Source organism: Alteromonas sp. AWM4_230 (assembly GCF_056158305.1).
The window spans coordinates 3,632,049-3,652,515 of the sequence record NZ_JBSWTB010000001.1; the positions used below are offsets into that span (position 1 = coordinate 3,632,049).

General features: G+C 44.6%; 16 protein-coding genes. 15 read left to right on the forward strand and 1 reads right to left on the reverse strand.

Translation table 11 applies throughout. The features are described 5' to 3' along the window. Window positions 1-16 precede the first annotated feature (16 nt). A complete protein-coding gene (fadI, locus tag ACXACS_RS15675; RefSeq protein ID WP_474807945.1) occupies window positions 17-1,327 on the reverse strand; it encodes an acetyl-CoA C-acyltransferase FadI in 1,311 nt (436 codons plus the stop codon). A gap of 472 nt (window positions 1,328-1,799) precedes the next feature. Here fadI and ACXACS_RS15680 point away from each other — a divergent pair, with 472 nt between their 5' ends. From ACXACS_RS15680 to cysN, 15 genes are all read left to right on the forward strand, one after another. Further along, window positions 1,800-2,756, forward strand: a complete 957-nt coding sequence (locus ACXACS_RS15680; protein WP_474807947.1) for an AAA family ATPase — start codon at window positions 1,800-1,802, stop codon at window positions 2,754-2,756. A 3-nt stretch (window positions 2,757-2,759) separates the two neighbouring features. After that, window positions 2,760-3,734: a DUF58 domain-containing protein gene (locus ACXACS_RS15685; protein WP_474807948.1), complete on the forward strand. Its 975-nt coding sequence runs from the start codon at window positions 2,760-2,762 to the stop codon at window positions 3,732-3,734. After that, the gene (locus ACXACS_RS15690; protein ID WP_474807950.1) at window positions 3,734-4,354 is read left to right on the forward strand and encodes a DUF4381 domain-containing protein; all 621 of its coding nucleotides are present in this window, start codon (window positions 3,734-3,736) and stop codon (window positions 4,352-4,354) included. Before ACXACS_RS15685 ends, ACXACS_RS15690 begins: the two co-directional genes overlap by 1 nt. Beyond that, window positions 4,347-5,423, forward strand: a complete 1,077-nt coding sequence (locus ACXACS_RS15695; protein WP_474807952.1) for a vWA domain-containing protein — start codon at window positions 4,347-4,349, stop codon at window positions 5,421-5,423. The genes ACXACS_RS15690 and ACXACS_RS15695 overlap by 8 nt, the downstream gene beginning before the upstream one ends. Then, window positions 5,423-7,471: a vWA domain-containing protein gene (locus ACXACS_RS15700; RefSeq protein WP_474807954.1), complete on the forward strand. Its 2,049-nt coding sequence runs from the start codon at window positions 5,423-5,425 to the stop codon at window positions 7,469-7,471. The genes ACXACS_RS15695 and ACXACS_RS15700 overlap by 1 nt, the downstream gene beginning before the upstream one ends. Continuing rightward, window positions 7,472-9,271: a BatD family protein gene (locus tag ACXACS_RS15705; RefSeq protein WP_474807956.1), complete on the forward strand. Its 1,800-nt coding sequence runs from the start codon at window positions 7,472-7,474 to the stop codon at window positions 9,269-9,271. Window positions 9,272-9,475: 204 nt separating this feature from the next. Then, on the forward strand, window positions 9,476-11,329 hold the full coding sequence (locus ACXACS_RS15710; RefSeq protein WP_474807958.1) for a DUF885 domain-containing protein: 1,854 nt from the start codon (window positions 9,476-9,478) through the stop codon (window positions 11,327-11,329). Between the two features lie 116 nt (window positions 11,330-11,445). Continuing rightward, window positions 11,446-12,003, forward strand: coding sequence for a sigma-70 family RNA polymerase sigma factor (locus ACXACS_RS15715; protein ID WP_118489846.1), 558 nt, complete (start codon window positions 11,446-11,448; stop codon window positions 12,001-12,003). After that, window positions 11,996-12,700: a DUF3379 family protein gene (locus ACXACS_RS15720; RefSeq protein WP_474807960.1), complete on the forward strand. Its 705-nt coding sequence runs from the start codon at window positions 11,996-11,998 to the stop codon at window positions 12,698-12,700. Before ACXACS_RS15715 ends, ACXACS_RS15720 begins: the two co-directional genes overlap by 8 nt. A gap of 195 nt (window positions 12,701-12,895) precedes the next feature. Next, a complete protein-coding gene (locus tag ACXACS_RS15725; RefSeq protein WP_474807961.1) occupies window positions 12,896-14,857 on the forward strand; it encodes a GGDEF domain-containing protein in 1,962 nt (653 codons plus the stop codon). Between the two features lie 117 nt (window positions 14,858-14,974). Continuing rightward, window positions 14,975-16,480, forward strand: a complete 1,506-nt coding sequence (gene putP / locus ACXACS_RS15730) for a sodium/proline symporter PutP (RefSeq protein ID WP_474807963.1) — start codon at window positions 14,975-14,977, stop codon at window positions 16,478-16,480. A gap of 252 nt (window positions 16,481-16,732) precedes the next feature. Beyond that, window positions 16,733-17,647, forward strand: a complete 915-nt coding sequence (gene cysD / locus ACXACS_RS15735; protein WP_474807965.1) for a sulfate adenylyltransferase subunit CysD — start codon at window positions 16,733-16,735, stop codon at window positions 17,645-17,647. Further along, on the forward strand, window positions 17,647-18,243 hold the full coding sequence (gene cysC / locus ACXACS_RS15740; RefSeq protein ID WP_474807967.1) for an adenylyl-sulfate kinase: 597 nt from the start codon (window positions 17,647-17,649) through the stop codon (window positions 18,241-18,243). The genes cysD and cysC overlap by 1 nt, the downstream gene beginning before the upstream one ends. After that, window positions 18,243-19,034 carry a 3'(2'),5'-bisphosphate nucleotidase CysQ gene (gene cysQ, locus ACXACS_RS15745; RefSeq protein WP_474807968.1) on the forward strand — a complete coding sequence of 264 codons (792 nt, stop codon included), beginning with the start codon at window positions 18,243-18,245 and terminating at the stop codon, window positions 19,032-19,034. The genes cysC and cysQ overlap by 1 nt, the downstream gene beginning before the upstream one ends. A 1-nt stretch (window position 19,035) precedes the next feature. Next, the gene (cysN, locus tag ACXACS_RS15750; protein ID WP_334057748.1) at window positions 19,036-20,451 is read left to right on the forward strand and encodes a sulfate adenylyltransferase subunit CysN; all 1,416 of its coding nucleotides are present in this window, start codon (window positions 19,036-19,038) and stop codon (window positions 20,449-20,451) included. The last annotated feature ends 16 nt before the right edge of the window (window positions 20,452-20,467 follow it).

Consider the following 20,467-nt stretch of genomic DNA (forward strand, 5'->3'; position numbering starts at 1 on the left):
TTGTTCCTGACTCATATTATTCTGTCTCCACGATCATTGCGGCACCAAGACCACCCGCAGCACATGCAGTCAGTAGACCTGTACCACCGCCACGGCGATTTAGTTCGTTAAGCATTTGCGTAATCATACGTGTACCGGTTGCAGCAAACGGGTGACCATAGGCAATTGAACTACCCATTACGTTAAACTTGTCCATGTCAATTTCGCCAGTCGCTTTATCGCGGCCTAGTTTCTCTTTGGCGAACTTGTCACTTGCGAACATCTTAACGTTAGCCAAGGTTTGCGCTGCAAAAGCTTCGTGCATTTCAATTAGCGTTAAGTCATTTAGGGTCATTCCCGCACGGTCTAGTGCGATAGGTGTCGCGTACGACGGCCCCATTAGCATGTCTTCCCATACGTCGATTGCCGAGAATGCGTAGCTTTTGATGTAGCCTAACGGTGTATAGCCTAATTCTTTGGCTCGGCTTTCTGTCATCATGATCACAGCAGACGCACCGTCTGTTAGCGGTGTTGCGTTCGCAGCTGTTACAGAGCCGTATTTCTTATCAAACACTGGGCGAAGTTTCGCGTAGCTTTCAAGCTTTGAATCGAAACGTACGTTGTTATCGCGCTCAAGCGCACCTTTGTACGGTTCTGCATAGGCAGTCATCACTTCGCTAGACAGTTTACCTGCTTCCCAGCTTTCAGCGGCTAGGCTATGCGAGCGATGAGCTAGTTTATCCTGCTCTTCACGAGAAATTTGGTGTGTTTTTGCCATTTGCTCTGCCGTTTGCCCCATCGACAAACCTGTAGAATACTCAGCAACCGCTGGAGGAACTGGCGCTAAATCTTTTAAGCTTAAGCGCTTGAAGATGTTGAGCTTCTGACCCAGTGTTTTAGTTTTCTGCAAATCCACCAACGCACGTGCAAGGTTCTTAGACACGCCGATAGGTGATACTGATGTTGAATCTGCACCACCAGCGATACCCACCTGAACCGTACCGGCCATCATGCTTTCAGCGATGTTGACCGTAGACTGAAAACTCGTGGCACAAGCGCGAGATACGCTGTAAGCATCGGTATGAACATTCATGCCTGTACCGAGTACGATTTCACGCGCAATATTTGGCGCCTCAGGCATTTGTACTACCTGACCGTAAACTACTTGGTCAACCCATTCTTTTTGAACACCATGGCGAACGAGTAGTTCGTTTACGACCATTTTACCTAAATCAACAGCCGGTACGCCGTGGAAATATGTAGCCATTTTAGCAAACGGAGTACGCAACCCCGCGACAATGGCGATGCGATCACCCTCTCGGGTAGTAACTGATTGTTTTGTTGCCATAATGCACCTAAATTGATGACCGACTTCATGATTAGCTCGTTGCTATAAAGTGGTCTGACCTGTAATAAACCTGATTTTTACAAACAATGAACAAAATAGCAAATAATGCAGAGCTAAGGGCAATATAAATGAAACTAAAGTTTACCTGAGCAGCTCAAACAATCGGCAAAACTTCCTCTTGCCTCCTATAAATACGCTCTGGTGGTCCAAGTAACTTGTTATTGCCCTCCCAAATATCGCATTTTTATTACTATTTAACGACTTGAAGAAAGATAGAATGAACCTTATATCGAAATTAAAGTCTGTTTTGTGTCAGTCTTGCTAAGGTAAAAAGTGGCTAAGGTAAAGTGTGACTAGCGTAAGATTAATTAATTCACTTTTTACTAAGGCGATCACATTTTAATAGATTAGTTAACCCCATTGTCCAACTGACACTTCCTGATAACGAGAACTCAAACGGAAATTTTGCATTATGGCAGCAGCGCAATTTCAACAGTTACACGCTTATTTAGACCAGCAGATTATTGGTCAGAGTGCGTTAACCAAAAGTCTTCTAATCGCTCTTTTGGCCGATGGCCACCTTCTAGTAGAAGGCCCACCAGGACTTGCTAAGACACGTGCAATTAATGCATTAGCTAACGGTATTGACGGTGATTTCCATCGTGTACAGTTCACGCCAGACCTTTTACCGGCCGACTTAACCGGGACAGACATTTATCGTCCCGAGACCGGCGAGTTTGTTTTTCAAAAAGGGCCCCTTTTTCATAACCTAGTGTTAGCAGACGAAATTAACCGTGCTCCAGCCAAAGTGCAATCTGCACTGCTCGAAGCTATGGCTGAACGCCAAATTACCGTGGGCAGTAAAACTTATCCCCTGCCCCCGCTATTTTTAGTTATGGCAACGCAAAACCCATTAGAGCAAGAAGGAACGTATCCGCTACCTGAAGCGCAGCTTGACCGTTTCTTAATGCACGTAGACATAGATTATCCAGGTGCAGAGACTGAATTAGAAATACTGCGCTTAACTCGAGGCGAAGCGCTTTCAGAGCCGCCTATTACACCGCCTACGCTAACTCAGGATGATATATTTACATCTCGCAAAGAAGCCTTGTCCTTATACATGGCACCAGAGCTAGAGCAATACTTGGTACAACTAATAATGGCGACCCGTCAGCCAGCTAATTTTGATGCAGAATTAGGCCAGTGGATAGCGATGGGAACAAGTCCTCGCGCCACCATTAGCTTGGACCGCTGTGCACGCGCCCACGCTTGGCTTAGCGGTAGAGATTTTGTCGGCCCTGACGACATCCAAGCCGTCGTTCATAACGTACTTCGCCATCGTATTATCTTGTCTTATCAAGCTGAGGCAGAAGGTATAACGATTAACGACGTACTCGATAAGATTGTTGCTACTGTCGCAGTTCCTTAAGCTATGGTGAATGTACAAGCGCAGCTGAGTAAGCTGCAATGTAACGGTGTCTCGCTGTCTAGTGCAGAGTTACTTCGCTACCAGCAGTTGGCCAAGCTTTTTAGCTTGGCGCCAAAACGTATGCCACAAGCCAAACTTGCTGGGAGTTATTTGACTAAGCACAAAGGCCGAGGTATGGAGTTTGACGAGGCCCGTCACTACCAACCCGGTGACGATATTCGCGCTATTGATTGGCGTGTTACTGCGCGCACGGGTAAAACCCACACCAAAGTGTATCGGGAAGAGCGGGAACGCCCGGTTTTTCTTTTCTGTGATTATCTGCCTTCAATGGCCTTTGGTACGCAGCTGCTTACCAAAGCAGTTCAGGCCGCGCATGTATCGTCATTGATTAGCTGGTCTGCTGCGGCCCGCGGCGATAAGGTTGGCGCATTGGTATTTAACCAACAACAGCACAAAGAAATTAAGCCCCTTACTCGTAAAAAAGCCGTACTTCACGTTTGTCATGAGCTTATGGCATTACATGAACAAAGCACACAATCTAAAGCTGACAAAGCAAAAGACGAACAAGCTTTTGCTGATGCTTGTGCCCGCGCAAGACGTTTAGCTAGGCCAGGAAGCTTAGTTTATTTGGTATCAGATTTTCAGCACTTAAGTACCCAGGCTATTCAGCATTTAAGTCACTTAACGCGCCATTGTGAAGTAAGGGCTATCGTGATCCATGACCCGATAGAGCATGCGTTGCCACAAACCAATTCACTGCAAACCGTTAGCGTTTCAGATGGTCACAATCAACAGCGCTGGGTATTAGGCGACAATACCGAACAACAGCAATATTTAAAATGGCGAAATGAACACAACAGCGCAATTTACGATACGTTGCGCAAAATTAACATCGCCAGATTCAGTGTGAGTGCCGGCCTTCCGTTAGATGAACAGCTTCAAAGCATGCAACAAGAACAACGGTTGGAGCTTAATTAATGCAAAGCAATAATCTTTCAACCCATTTTTTATCAAACCTTTTACCAAAGTCAGTACAATCGATGCCACCTGCACATCAAATGCCGGCAGCGCCTCAGCAGCAAGACCCCCTCGCCCAGCTGCGCGATATAAGCGTGCCCAATGAGGTCAGTATTTGGCCATTAGATTGGGGTTGGTGGGTACTTATCGTCGTGGTTTTATTAGTGTTATTTGGTCTCTATAAAGCTATTTCTGCTCATGTACGGCATAACAAGCCTCGTAAGCAAGCATTAGCATTGCTCGAATCAGTTTCAGCACAACAAAGTAATTGGCCGGTAGCCCTAAACTCTATTTTGAAGCGCACCGCTATAAGCTATTACTCTACTCAACAGGTTGCTGGGCTATACGGCAAACAATGGCAAGCGTTCTTAACATCTGCGCTAAAAAGCCATGATAACAAACTTGAAAGTGACTTAGCATTATTGATAAGCAATGTTTACCAAGCTAACCCTAACCCAAGTGACTTTGAAACCTGCAAAGGGGCGGTAAAAAGTTGGCTTTCGAAAGCGAAGCTCCCGAAAAATAAGCGGACGGTGAATGGCCTTTCCTCTGAAAATGTAAAGGAGCCGCATCATGCTTAATTTTGCTTGGTGGTGGGTCTTCTTCGTACTCCCCCTGCCTATTATCGTACGCCTTCTTTCTAAAAAAGCCCAAGACATGCCTATGGCCGCGCTGCGGGTTCCCAGCTTGCGACCTGGTGATGTGTCAGAGCAAACCCAGTTGAAACAAACCAAAATACCGCTAATAGCAAGTAGCTTAATATGGATACTACTGGTAACAGCTGCCGCACGCCCTCAATGGTTAGGTGAACCTGTTAGCATACCGAATGAAGGCCGAGAAATGATGTTGGCGGTAGACTTATCTGGCAGCATGAAGATAGACGACATGCAGCTAAATGGAAGACAAGTTAACCGTTTAACCATGACAAAATCAGTGGTGTATGACTTTATTCAGCGCCGCGTGGGCGATAGAATCGGGCTAATTTTATTTGCCGATACCGCGTATGTTCAGGCGCCACTAACCTATGACAGAGACACGGTTTCTACGCTTCTCAGTGAAGCTGTGATTGGCTTAGTTGGAGAACAAACTGCCATAGGTGATGCCATTGGTTTAGCAGTGAAGCGCTTTGACGAACGAGAAGAATCTAATAACGTATTAATTCTTCTTACCGACGGACAAAACACCGCAGGAAATATTACGCCTGAGCAAGCTAAAGAATTGGCTATAAATAAAGGTGTGAAGGTTTACACTATTGGCGTAGGCGCCGACAAAATGCTGATTCAAAGCTTTTTCGGCAGCCGACAGATAAACCCGTCGCAAGAACTTGATGAAGGCATGTTAACTGATATTGCTACCGCTACCGGCGGCCAATACTTTAGGGCGAGAAATGCCCAAGAGCTTCAGGCAATTTATCAACAGCTTGATGCACTTGAGCCTATCGAAGGCGAAACTCGGAAAATGCGTCCACTGAGCGCGCTGTTTTACTACCCTCTAGCGGCTGCAATTTTATTGTCGGCGCTTTGGGCTTTCCTCACTATTTCGATTTCTTCATTTCGTTGGTTCGTACAAAAGCGGAATAACACGTCAACGCAACAGCTAAATTCTGCTAATGCAGCACAAGTAACTCAAACAAATAGGGAGACGAAATAATGAATTTCGACTTCTTAAACCAATTTCATTTTTTACGCCCCGAATGGTTTATCGCGCTCGTTCCTTTGATGCTGCTTGTGCTTTTAATTAGAAAAACCACGGCTAAACAATCTGGCTGGCAATCGGTTATCCCTTCTCACCTTTATCAACATATGGTGATTGGAAAGACCGAAATGGGTGTAAAGCCGCCAATGTGGATGCTGGCGTTTGTGTGGGTAATAAGTGTTACAGCACTCGCCGGCCCAACGTGGGAACGCCTGCCTCAGCCGGTTTATCAACTAAAAATGGGGCACGTTATCGTAATAGACATGTCGCTTTCGATGCGTGCAACCGATATGGCGCCAGACAGGCTGACAAGGGCTAAATACAAAGCCATTGACTTAGTTAACGCCATCGGCGAGGGTGAAATGGGCTTGGTTGCTTATGCCGGCGATGCGTTTGTTATAAGCCCATTAACCGAAGATGCAGGGAATATTACCACGCTAATACCCAGTCTTTCACCCGAGATAATGCCCGTCCCCGGAAGCGACCCGTTGCTGGGTATTGAAAGTGCTGCTGAACTGTTAACAAATGCGGGTTATAACACAGGCATGATCTATTGGATTACTGACGGTATAGAGTTGGAGCAGCAAAAAGAACTTCAAGAATATGTGGCATCTGTCCCTTTTACGGTAAATGCACTTACCGTTGGCACAAGTGAAGGCGCGCCTATTAGGCAGCAAAGCGGTGAACTATTAAAAGACTTCACCGGCAGCATCGTTATACCCAAGCTAAATGAAAGCGCGGTGGAAGGTGTAGTGAAAACAAGTGGTGGTCGCTTTGAATCCTTTACTTCTAACGACAGTGACATTGATGCTCTCGCTGCGGTATCGCTGCTAGATAAAGGCAGCAGTGAAGAGGATGAAGAAGAAAGTAATTTACAGGGAGATCAGTGGAAAGAAGTTGGCCCTTACTTATTGCTACTACTTCTGCCATTTGCGGCCTTTGCGTTTAAACGCGGATTAGTATTTATCGTATTGGTTGGCCTGCTAAGCCCTTCAATAGTTAAAAACGCCCATGCTGCACAAAATATAGGTACGTCTCAAGGCGCTCAATCTATTCCAAGCACGAAACTGTCGGAAGAGCCTGCGCCAGTAACGACAAATAGACCTGAACCGCTTGCATGGTGGCAAAAGCCATTTATGAATGATGATCAGGAAGCTTTGAATAAATACCAAAGAGGTAAATACAAAGACGCCGTTAGCCAATTCAATAGCGAAGCGTGGAAGGCATCATCCCTTTTTAAGTCAGGTGACTATGAAGGTGCTTTAAATGCTTACAAAAATATTCCGGGCGCTGAAAGCCTCTTTAATCAGGGCAATGCATTGGCCAAACTCGGAAAGCTTGAAGAAGCGATCGAGAAATACGAGCAGGCTTTAGACGAGGCACCTGAGTTTGAAGACGCGAAAATTAATAAAAAAATTGTTGAGGATTTACTGAAACAGCAGCAACAAGAGCAAGACCAGAATCAAAGCGAAAATGGTGATGATGGCGAACAAAGTGACTCGCAAGATAGTGACCAGAAGCAATCAGGAGATCAGAACAATGAGGAGGGTTCGAATGATCAGAATGGCCAGCAAGACAATACTGAAGGACAACAGTCTGACCAAAACCAAGAGCAGCGCTCTGATGACGAACAACAAAATGGCGGAGATAACTCGGCGCAGCCTGATGATACTGAGATGAATAATCAAAACGAGTCATCAGACTCTCAGCAGCAAAATGCGGAACAAGAACAGTCTGAGCAAGGTGATAGTGCACAGCAAGAAAACACTCAGCAAGCTAGTGCGCAAGCTCAAGAAGACGAACAAAAAGCACAGCGGGAAGCGCAGGCAATGCAAGGTCAAGAAGCCGAGCTTACCGATGCAGAAAAAGAAGAACTACAGCGAATGGAAGGTTTAATGCGTCGCGTGCCAGACGACCCAGCATTCTTACTAAAACGAAAAATGCAATTAGAAGCACAAAAACGTCAGCGTCAACGTATGCCTTCAAACCGGAGTGATTGGTAGATGAGAGCCTTATTACAATCTACAGGAATAATTTTTTTACTAACCTTACTTATTAGCGCGGCTGCTCATGCCGATGTAAATTCAGTTGAAGCAACCATTGACCGCAATCCGGTTATGCTAGATGAAGCTATTCGTTTAACCATTACGGCAGATGGAAGCGCCGACAGAGATGCATTTGACAGTTCTCCCCTATTGAAAGATTTTGTAGTGGGCAGGACATCGGTAAGTAGCCAAACGTCTATCGTCAATTTTGACACCAAACGCACTACCGTTTGGACCACCACGTTATTCCCTCGAAAAGAAGGTACCTTCACAATTCCTTCATTAGCTATTGAAGGGAAATCGACAAAGCCTATTCAAGTTGAAGTTATTCCTGTTCAAGAACAAAGCAACGTGGCCCGCGACTATTTTGTTACTACAGATATCGACTTGAACGAGGCCTATTTAAACCAACAACTGCTGTACACTGTTAAGCTTTTTCTCTCTAGCAATATTGAGCGTGGCAGCCTGCAAGCACCAGAAATGCAGAATGCGGAAATTACTCAGCTAGGTGAAGATAAACAGTATACCGATATAGTAAACGGCAGACGATATCAGATTATTGAGCGTCAATTTGCTGTTGTTCCTCAAGCTTCAGGAGAGTTCACGCTAAGGGGCCCCATCTTTACCGGTGAAGTTATGGCAGCTAATACTAACCAGCGTTTTGGCTTCTTTAATCGTACCCAGCAAATTAATCGTGTTGGTCCTGACATTACGGTAAACATCAAGCCTATCCCTCAGGGAATTGACTATCCTTGGCTGCCTTCTGAAATGGTTCGCGTTGACGAAGAGTGGCCGCAAGGAGATAACTTTGTCGCAGGCGAACCGGTAACACGCATAGTTACGCTAACCGCATTGGGCGTAGTAGAAGAACAGCTTCCTGATATTCCTGAGTTTTATCCGCCGAACTTTAAGTTATATCCAGATCAATCAAATACAACGACTGTTGAAAAAGACCAGAGCTTGATTTCACAGCGCCAAACGTCTTTGGCAATTATTCCAACACAGCCTGGCGACTTTGTTTTACCTGAAATTACTATTCCTTGGTTTAATACGCTTACTCAAAAGACTGAGTATGCCACAATTCCTGCTCGTTCAATTACGGTAGTACCGGCGACTGGCAGCAACAACCAGAAAAACGCCAGTGCCCCATCAACAAGTACTGCGGCGGTAAACGACGCACAAAGTGATTTACCGTCAGCAGCAGTTAAGCCCGACGTCGATTCGGGTGAGGAAAGCAAACCGTCTAATAGCAATGCCGATAACGCTAGTATTAGTGAAAAAACACAGCTTGATTGGATTGTGAGCAGTGCACTACTTGCACTTTTGCTGGTCGCGCTTATCGGGTGGCTATTTACCTATAGAAAACTTAAACAAGCTCAGTTCATCGGAAATGCTCATGGCCCTAAACTGCGCCTGATTCCTACAGCGGAGTTTGATGAGAAAGCCCAATATCAAAAACTGATGGCAGTGATAAAAGCAAAAGATACCAGCTCAGTAACACTTACTCTTAAGCAATGGATAAACGCACTAACTAACGGAAAAGCACAGCTTTCACAGTTCGAAGGAGTTAATACCGCTGTAAATGAGCTTTACGCACTGCGCTTTTCAGCCAAACAAGCTGATACATGTGCTCAGACTGAACAAGTATCTAAAGCGTTAGAAAAACTTACCGATGAAGTAAAGCGCGCTCGCAGCATATGGCAGCAAACAGGTGCAAAGAACAGCCACACGCTATCTAACTTGTATCCTGCTTCATAAAACGCATTTCATTTGCTAATACACGGAAACCTGCGTAATTAAAGCCCTTGTATAGAGCTGAACGACAGCCGCAAGGGTTTTGAAAGCATTATCTGTAGTTAATATTCAGCACAAGTCTCGGTCTTTAGTGCCCTTTGAGAGGCTCAAAAATCCGAACCGCTTGTAGCCTATAAAAATAATCAATTAAACGCGACGGGGAATAGAATGAAGAAAACACTACTAAAGCTAACGCCAATTGCGTTGGCAGTTACCACATTAGCTGCTTGCTCTCCAGCAAGTGAAACCGCGCAAACAGCGCCAGAGCCGATTAAAACCGAACAGCCAGCAGGCCAATCAGAGTCCGAGCGTTTGACTGCTTTTTTCGAACGTACTTTTGAAGAAGACCTTAAGCGCTCTCCTCTATTCCAAAGTTACCTCGGGAAAAAGTGGGATTACGATAAGTGGGATGACATTAGTGATGAAGAAGCCGACGCCCGTGTAGCTATCGCAAAAAACCGTTTAGAGAAGCTTAATAGTTTCGACACCAGCAAGTTAAGCGAACAAGAAAAGTTAAGCTTGCGCCTTTATAAACTTGGTATTGAACGTGATTTAGCTAACGACGAATTTAGACATCACCGCTATATCGTACATCAATTCCGCGCTGCGCATACCCAAGTCCCTAGCTTTCTTATTAATATTCACAGTGTAAAAAGCAAAGAAGATGCCCAGGCATATATTGGTCGTTTGGACAATGTACGCACCTACTTTGACCAAGTTATCGAACAGATGAAAGTCCGTGAAAAAGCCGGCGTATTCCCACCAGCATGGGCTTATGACCAAATGATTGATGCGTCGAAAAACGTGATTACCGGCGCACCATTTGACTCAAGCGAGACACCTTCAACTATTTGGGAAGACTTTCAAAATAAGGTAAACAACCTTGATATTACCGAAGCTGAAAAAACCACGCTGCTAGGTGAAGCAAAGGCCGCTTTGGTAACATCGGTCATGCCGTCGTACGAAAAGTTTATTGAAGAACTCGCCCACCAGCGTGAAGTAACTCCTGAAGGCGATGGTGTATGGCGTTTACCGAACGGCGATAAGTGGTATCAAAATCGCCTTAACTGGTTTACTACTACTGACCTTACTGCTGAAGAAGTCCATCAAATTGGACTAGATAATGTAGAGCGCATACACAACGCCATGCGCGACATTATGAAACAGGTAAAATTTGAGGGTACGCTGCAAGAGTTTTTTGTTTTCATGCGTGAAGACGAACAATTCTATTTACCTTCAACAGATGAAGGCAGACAGCAATACCTTGATATGGCCAAAACCGCCATAGACGAAATGCGAGAAGCTATACCTGAGTACTTTGGTATTCTCCCAGAAGCGCCAATGATTGTTAAACGCGTCGAAGCATTCCGCGAACAGTCTGCGGGCAAAGCATTTTATCAAAGCCCAGCGCAAGACGGCAGCCGCCCAGGTATTTACTATGCAAACCTGTACGATATGAAAGCGATGCCGACCTATCAGCTAGAGGCGCTGGCCTATCATGAAGGCATTCCAGGCCACCACATGCAGCGTGCCATTGCACAAGAGCTTGAAGGCGTGCCGCAATTTCAAAAGTTCTTGAGCTTTACTGCGTACACAGAAGGCTGGGGTCTATATACCGAAGAACTTGCCAAAGACATGGGCTTTTATGAAGACCCTTATTCTGATTTCGGCCGTCTAGCGATGGAACTATGGCGCGCATGTCGTCTTGTTGTGGATACGGGTATTCATGCGAAGAAGTGGACCCGTGAAGAGACTGTAGATTACCTCATTGAAAATACGCCAAACCCTGAATATGACGCGCAAAAAGCCATTGAGCGCTACATAGCTATGCCAGGTCAGGCTACCGCCTATATGATTGGTAAACTAAAAATCATGGAACTTAGAGCGCATGCTCAAGGTGAACTTGGTGACAAGTTTGACTGGAAAGGCTTCCATGACGAGGTGCTAAAATACGGTCCAGTACCACTTTCTACACTAGAAGAAAACATCAACGCGTGGATAGCCACTCAAAAAGGTGCTTAGCATTCCTTAATAGGTGCTCTGGTCACTGGAATTAAAATAAAAACGCGCCTTTCGGCTAACGAAATGGCGCGTTTTTTGTGCCATAGTGAAAATTCTTTAAGTTTTTGGATTTTTTTATGTTTGGGCGAAATAAATCCGACAGTGGTCAGGTCTTATCGGGTATGAAAGCAAAACACCAAAGATATGAAGCACTGGTAAAGGCATTCCACGCCGACATTTACCGCTATGCATTCTGGCTTATTAAAGACCAGAGCATTGCTGAAGATGTTGTACAGGAAACGTTTCTACGTGCGTGGCGATCGTTAGACGCCCTAAATGATGAAAAGGCGGCAAAGTCATGGTTAATAACCATTCTTCGTCGTGAGAATGCCCGCAGGTTCGAGCGCAAGCAATTCGACACGGTAGATATTGACGATTGTCATATACAAGATGACACCCAACATGCAGACGGCGACCTGAAAGACAGAGAACTTCAGCGACTGTTAGGTGGGCTTAGTGTGGAATACCGCGAACCGTTAATCCTTCAATTGATTTTCGGGTTCAGTGGTGAAGAGATTGCCAACCAGTTAGGGCTTAATAAAAACACAGTAATGACGCGTTTATTTAGAGCGAGAAACCAGCTGAAAGAGGCATTAGAGAAACAAAATGAACAGAGAGGTCGTATAAATGGATGAGTTAGAATTTAGGCGTCGAATCTACGCCGATCCAGAAACGACTGACAGTGATGTTGTAGAAGCAGCGAAAGCGGATGAAAGCAAACGCAATTTCTGGAATGAACAAAAGCAGTTAGATAAGCAATTAAAGCAAGCCTTAAAAGTCGATGTGCCAGAAGACCTTGCTAGCAAGCTCATTTGGCAACAGTCGACTGACGAGTTTAATCGCTACAAACGCAGAAGTCGTTGGTATTTGGCGATGGCCGCATCCGTTGCTTTCACTATAGGTATCGGACTTACCATGTGGTACCACCAACCGCTTAGTATTGGTGGTCAAGCGCTAGCACATATGCAGTATGCCGAAATGGAAACTGCGCATTCGCTACTTCCAGCTGATTTGGATATGGTAAATGCAAAACTAGCCAGCTTTGGCGGTAGCTTTAGTGAGATGCTTGATGGTGTTGAAGTGGTGAACTATTGTCACTTAAGTACGGTGAGAAGCCTGCACCTTATCCTTGATACGCCACAAGGGAAAATGTCGGTATTTGTTGTGCCTGAGCGCGGTGATATCACTGTACCTAGCGAATTTTCTGACGACCAGTACCACGGCGAAAGCATCAAAATGAGACACGCCAATGTCATGATAGTGGGCGACAAAGATGCTGACTTAAGTGAAATGAAAAAAGCCGTATCTGAAAGGATTCAATTTTCGGCCTAGAAAAAAGCTTGTTCATTGTTCCAAAAAAGTGCTGAATTTATGCACTTCCCTTCATCGGCCCACTGTGGCCGATTTTTTTTACCTAAATTTAAGGTGAAAATACGTTCAATAAAACTTATACTTTAGGATTAAAACAACCGTTTTAATTTTCAGCAAACATTTCAGCTTATCCGCAGTATAGAGGTAGCAAATTCAATGGCCGCTTGGTGTCGTTTTACAAGGGGGAAGTTTTGTCTACTTTTCATCATTTTCTTCAGTCACTCGCTTCATGCACAGTTAGACACTAATTCTGAGAAGTTGAGGCTTAAAAAGTTAGATGCTTATAGTCGGTTAGCAGCAGTAACTATCTATAACTGGAATAATCAATCTGATATTGATAATGACCAGATAAAAGCAAAAATCGAAGACTTACAAATTCAATCTGATGATAGTAGTGAAGGCATAATCTTTAGACATTTATTGGCTACGGGGACAGCTAACGAAACGGAAGGTCCTCGAGTTCCAATATACGTTAAGTCACCTTTGCTTGAGAACCATTGGGACGAGCTAAAGTTGCTCAATACAGATTTGTATGCTGCCGCAAGGGCGTATTATATCTATGCCAGAGCAGTTAACGACTTTGACCGATCGTCACTGCGAATCAATGTTACAGTGCCAGCGCTTAAACGCTTAAAGCGTGAAGTTTTGGAAACGGGTAGCAAAACAGCAACCGCCATAGCTAGTGTGTGGCTGTCAATGGAACTCACCCTAGCTAATCCCATTCAGGCAATCAATGAATTAGAATATGCACTCCCCCATTTGCCCGCCCGCTCGTCTACGCTTACTTTGGAAAATGCATTAGATAGCGATACTGCCCATGAATGGCTTCGCATCGCTTTTACTGAGTTATCCGTACCAAGTCGAGCTTATTTTCACTCTATGAAGATAGTAAAAGAGAGCACTCAACGTGACGATATTGTAGCGTGGGCATATTATACAGCGATTGATGCCTTGCTACTTCAAGCTAAATACGAGGAAGCTTTATTCATCTCGGAAAAAGCTATTGAGTTTGTAGAAAACAGAAATTCAAAAGCCGACATGTTTGCAATTCTGTATCAAAAATTAAGAGTACTCATTATGGGATTTCGGGTAACTCATGATAGTCAAATACGCTCTATTGTAAGTGAGATAGATGCTATAAGCGCCCTTCGGTTTGAAACTGATTTAAAAGAACTTGTTTCCCTTTATCAGTCTTATAAAGCCATTGTTGAAAATAACGAAAAGCAACTCGCTTTGGCAGTTAAGAATTACGAAAATTCGGTACTTGAAAACGTATCTTCAACCGAATTTAAGAGCAGGTTTCTTTTACGTAAAGAACTCGAACTTACAAGAATCTATGATACTGCAGGCAATTACGAAAAAGCCTACGAGCATTTAAAAGCGTACAACCAACTTCTCTTCGAGAAGAACACAGAGCAATTTAAGTATTCTTCGTCTGACTTCTCAAATAGCATCGCGAAAGATATTGAGCTTGTCCATTATAGACAAAAAGAAGTCAATGCCCTGCGAGACGAAAAAGAAGGGTTATCCACCGATAAAGAGGCAATGAAAACGACTATTTTTGCGCTCATTGTCACTATTCTTCTTATACTTGCTTTGTGGCTTTGGATTTCTAAACGACAAAGTGACTTACTCGCGGAACGAGACTCTCTCACTGGCGCCCTCACCCGTCGCGCAATGTTGAATAGCCTCAAGAAGTCACTTAAAGGCGACAATACATCATGCATAGCCCTGCTTGATGTTGATAACTTCAAAAAAATTAACGATAGATATGGTCACACAGTAGGCGACGAAGTGTTAACTACACTTACCAGAATCATCCAAAATAGGATTAGAAAATCAGATAAGCTTTGCCGATATGGTGGTGAAGAGTTTTTGATCTATTTCTCTGACTCGGATGAACAATCGGCAAAGCGTATACTCGATGAGTTAAATGTGGCGCTTTCTCACCAAAAAAACTGGACGCATACCAATAAGAAGTTTTCAGTTAGCTTTTCTTCTGGGCTGCTGAATGTCCGCGGAGAAACCAATTTGGATACTATTATTAAAGCCTGTGATGAGCTTCTCTACAAAGCAAAAAGATCCGGGCGCGCGCGAGTAGAATCTTTCGCGTATTAAAATTTTTGCCAAACTTTATTTACCGGTAGCCGTATATAAAACAAGCAAGGTCGCCGACTGACGTAGAGACTCTAAGTCATAGGTGTTAGCATGAAATAAAAAACATAGGGAATTTATATGGCTACTGGCACGATAATCTCGTTGGGTTTGTATTTTGTTGTAATGTTGGGAATAGGCCTTTTCGCCTATCGGCAAACAGACACCAACGTAGAAGGCTATATGCTTGGCGGCCGCCAATTAGGCCCCGCTGTAACCGCACTTTCAGCAGGCGCATCAGATATGAGTGGCTGGATGCTCATGGGTTTACCTGGTGCCATGTACGTATCGGGCTTATCTGCAGGCTGGATTGCCGTCGGGTTAGTTTTAGGTGCACTCGCAAATTATATGTTGGTCGCTCCGCGCCTTCGCGTTTACACCGAAGTGGCTAACAACTCCATTACCCTCCCCGACTATTTTGAGAACCGTTTTGCCGATAACACGCGTTTATTGCGCGTTATAGCCTCTGTAGTTATCGTTGTCTTCTTCACGCTTTACACCTCTTCTGGCGTTGTCGCCGGTGGGAAGCTCTTTGAAACATCTTTTGGCTTAACCTATGAGACAGGTTTGTACGTTACCGCCGGTGTTGTGGTTGCTTATACCCTTGTAGGTGGATTTATGGCAGTGAGCATGACCGATTTCGTGCAAGGCTGCATAATGTTCGTATCACTCATTATGGTACCTGCTGTGGTCATCAGTGAGCTTGGCGGCATTCGGGCTTCAATTGACGCACTAGATACCATTAACCCTGCTTTATTTGATGCATTCATGGATGCCTCTACTAACGAAGCATTAAGCGTAATCGGTATTGTTTCACTGATGTCATGGGGTCTAGGCTACTTCGGTCAGCCACATATTATCGTTCGTTTCATGGCTATCCGTTCGGTAAAAGATATTCCTACCGCTAGAAACATCGGCATGAGTTGGATGATTGTTTCTATCATCGGCGCGCTAATGACGGGTTTATTTGGGTTGGCTTATATTACCGGTAACGGCAATGACATTGACCCAGAAACAGTATTTATCTACCTTTCTCAAATTTTATTCCATCCGCTTATTGGAGGCTTCTTACTAGCTGCGATCCTAGCGGCTATCATGAGTACCATTTCGTCTCAGCTACTAGTAACGTCTAGTTCACTTACCAGCGACTTTTACCAAGCCTTCCTTCGCAGAGATGCATCTGATGGTGAGTTAGTAATAGCGGGTCGTGTAAGCGTTGTAGCCGTAGCACTCGTGGCTATCTACCTGGCTTATGATAGAGACAGCACGATATTGACCTTAGTGAGTAACGCATGGGCTGGCTTTGGTGCAGCATTTGGCCCGCTAGTACTGTTTAGCTTATTTAAACGTGAAATGACCCGCCGCGCGGCATTGGGGGGCATGATAGTTGGTGCTGTTACTGTACTACTATGGATTTATCTTCCGATAGAAATTGGTGGACAAAAGCTTGGAGCGTGGATGTACGAGATTGTACCCGGGTTCATTTTATCGAGCTTAACCATAATGATTTTGAGTAAATCAGGTACACCAAGAGAAGGCGTGCTAGACACATTCGATGCATTCCAGACCAAGCTGAATGAAAAGTAATTAAAAACAACGCGTAAATAAGAGTAAAAGTAAGGCCCTGTTTAGTTTTCTAAGCAGGGCCTTATCTTCTTCTACCCCTGCAAAATAGGGCCTTATGCTTCAATTGTATGACAGTTTTATTTATTGGAATAAGATTGCTATTTTAAATAGCAAAATCGCATACTACTTTTGAATTTAAATATGTTATCGTTCTATGCAGAAAAATAACCCGCATATAACTTTTTTATATATAACATAAATTCGGACTTCAAAATGACTGCTAGTATCCCGTCTGTAACGCATTTGAAACAACTCGAAGCCGAGAGTATTCAAATTTTCCGTGAGGTAGCTGCTGAGTTTGAAAACCCAGTAATGCTTTACTCTGTAGGAAAAGACTCTTCAGTGCTGCTTCACCTTGCCCGTAAAGCGTTCGCGCCAGGCAAAATTCCTTTTCCACTTCTACACGTAGACACCACGTGGAAGTTTGGCGAAATGATCAAATTCCGCGACGAGCAAGCAGAGAAACACGGTTTTGATTTGCTTGTTCACATTAATGAAGAAGGTGTTGAAGCTGGCGTTGGTCCATTTAGTCACGGCTCATCGAAACACACTGATATCATGAAGACTCAAGCGCTTAAGCAAGCGTTAAACAAATATAAGTTTGACGCAGCGTTTGGTGGTGCACGACGCGACGAAGAAAAGTCTCGTGCTAAAGAGCGCGTTTACTCTTTCCGCGACAACAACCACCGCTGGGACCCTAAGAACCAGCGCCCAGAACTTTGGAATATCTACAACTCACAAGTTAACAAAGGCGAAAGCATCCGCGTTTTCCCAATGTCTAACTGGACTGAGCTAGATATCTGGCAATACATCTACCTAGAAAACATTGATATTCCACAACTGTACCTTTCTAAGCCTCGTCCTGTGGTAGAGCGTGATGGCGTGCTTATTATGGTTGATGACGACCGTATGCCGCTTGAAGAAGGTGAAGTTCCAGAAATGCGCTCTGTGCGTTTCCGCACTCTTGGCTGTTACCCACTTACCGGTGCAGTAGAGTCAGAAGCAGCAACCCTACCTGAAGTTATTCAAGAAATGCTGCTTACCAAGACGTCTGAACGTCAGGGCCGAGTTATCGACCATGACAGCGCAGGTTCTATGGAGAAGAAGAAAATGGAAGGGTACTTCTAATGGCCACCGACAACGTTGTTTGGCATAAACATGAAGTAAACAAGACCACCCGCTCTGAAAAGCTTGGTCAAACGCCTCGTGTATTCTGGCTTACGGGTTTAAGCGGCTCTGGTAAATCGACATTAGCAAACCTGCTTGAAAAAAAGCTTCACGAGCAAAACAAGCACACCTACCTGCTTGATGGCGACAACGTACGTCACGGCTTATGCGGCGACTTGGGTTTTAGCGACAAAGATCGCGTTGAAAATATTCGCCGCATCAGTGAAGTTGCGAAGCTGTTCGTTGACGCAGGTACTCTAGTGCTTACCGCTTTTATCTCTCCGTTTAAGGCAGACCGCGATTACTGCCGTAGCCTAATGGATGACGGTGAATTTGTAGAAGTGTTTGTTGATACGCCACTTGAGGTGTGTGAAAAGCGCGACCCGAAAGGGCTATACAAGAAAGCGCGCAGCGGTGAGATCAAGGACTTCACGGGCATAGATTCAGCCTATGAAGCACCTGAATCACCAGAAGTGCACCTAACCTATCAGGATGAACCGGCAGAGCAAACCGCTGAGCGTTTATATGCTTTGCTACAAGAAAAGGGATTGGTTTAATGACACAGCCTTTAAATACCCTTGCACAAAAAGTGCTAACTATTGCCAAAGAAGCTGGCGATAAAATTATGGCGATTTATGAAAAAGATTTTGCCATTTATGAAAAGCAAGACACCAGCCCGCTAACCGAAGCTGACCTTGCCGCCCATAACGTTATTGTAAAGGCCCTTGAAGCGGAATCTGATCTGCCTATTTTGTCTGAAGAGTCAGCTGATATTTCGTGGGATGAACGCAAAACATGGTCGTCATACTGGTTGGTAGACCCGCTAGACGGCACCAAAGAGTTTATTAAGAAAAACGGCGAATTTACGGTAAACATTGCACTTATCGAAAATGGCAAACCGACAATGGGTGTGGTTTACGCGCCTGCGCTAAACAAAAGCTATGTCGGTATTGTAGGTAAAGGTGCGTGGACCGAAGTAGATGGTGAATTCACTGCCATTTCTGCACGCAAGCACGATGGTGCACAAGTGTGGAAAGTGGTGGGCAGTCGTTCTCACCAAAGTCCTGAAATTCAAAATTTATTGGCACAGCTTAAAGGTGAAACCGAGCTTGTGGCGATGGGCAGTTCACTAAAACTTTGCTTAGTGGCAGAGGGCGAAGCACATCTTTACCCTCGTTTGGGCCCAACATCTGAGTGGGATACAGGCGCTGCACATGCAGTTGCACTGGCTGCTGGGGCAAATGTAACTGTCCTAGACCCAGAAAATCCATTAGATGACAACGCCGACGCTCTTACCTATAACCAAAAAGAGTCTGTGTTAAACCCCTTTTTCCTTGTGAGCGCATAACATGAACAACGAAAACGAATTATTAAGACAGGACGTTCTGTCTTACCTTGAGCAACACGAAAAGAAAGACATGCTACGTTTCCTTACCTGCGGTAGCGTAGACGACGGTAAGAGTACCCTTATTGGTCGCTTACTTCACGATTCGAAAATGATTTATGAAGACCAGCTTGCTGCCATTACAAAAGACAGTAAAAAAGTAGGTACTACGGGTGAGAAAGTTGACCTTGCCCTTCTTGTAGACGGCCTTCAGTCTGAACGTGAACAAGGTATTACCATTGACGTAGCATACCGCTACTTCTCTACCGACAAGCGTAAATTTATTATCGCTGATACCCCAGGGCATGAGCAGTACACCCGCAACATGGTAACAGGCGCATCTACCTGCGACCTTGCAATTATTCTTGTTGATGCCCGTGGCGGCGTTAAGGTACAAACCAAGCGTCACTCATTCCTAGTTTCACTTCTAGGTATTAAGCACGTTATTGTTGCAATCAACAAAATGGACTTAATGGACTATTCAGAAGAAGTGTACAAGCAGATTCAAGAAGATTACCTGAAGTTTGCTGAACAACTTGATATCCCAGACATTCAGTTTGTTCCTATTTCAGCACTTGAAGGCGATAACGTTGTAGGTGTCAGTGAGAAAACACCTTGGTTTGACGGCACGCCACTAATGGAAATGCTAGAAAATATTGAAATTGGTGAAGATGACAATCAAGAAGATTTCCGCTTCCCTGTTCAGTATGTTAACCGCCCCAACCTAGACTTCCGTGGCTTTGCTGGTACGGTAGTATCAGGCCAGGTCGCACCAGGCGATGAAGTGACGGCACTTCCATCAGGTAAGAAATCAAAAGTTAAGCAAGTGGTTACATTTGAAGGCGATCAAGAACGCGCTTATGTACCTCAAGCAGTTACGCTAACGCTTGAAGATGAAATTGATATCTCTCGTGGCGACATGATTGTGAAATCAGACAACTTGCCGCTTCTTAACACCCAGTTCAAAACACATTTAGTGTGGATGTCTGAAGAGCCGCTAATGCCAAACAAGCAATACTTGTTTAAGTTCGCGACTAAATCAACGCCAGGGGTTGTTGCTCATATCGATAATCAAATTGATGTGAACACGCTGGAAGAAACAGATGCCATGCACCTAAATCTTAACGAAATTGGTGTGGTAGACGTTAAGTTCACCCAGCCAGTCGCCTGTGATCCGTACAAGCGCAACCGTCCTACAGGTTCATTCATTGTTATCGACCGTTTAACCAACGGTACGGTGGGTGCAGGTATGATCATCGACGAAATAGCGGGTGATGCACAACATACTTCGCCTAACTTCTCTGAGTTTGAACTTGAATTCAATGCATTAGTTCGCAAGCACTTCCCGCATTGGAACTCTGTGGATATCAGTAAACTATAAGCAGGACTGGAGCAAT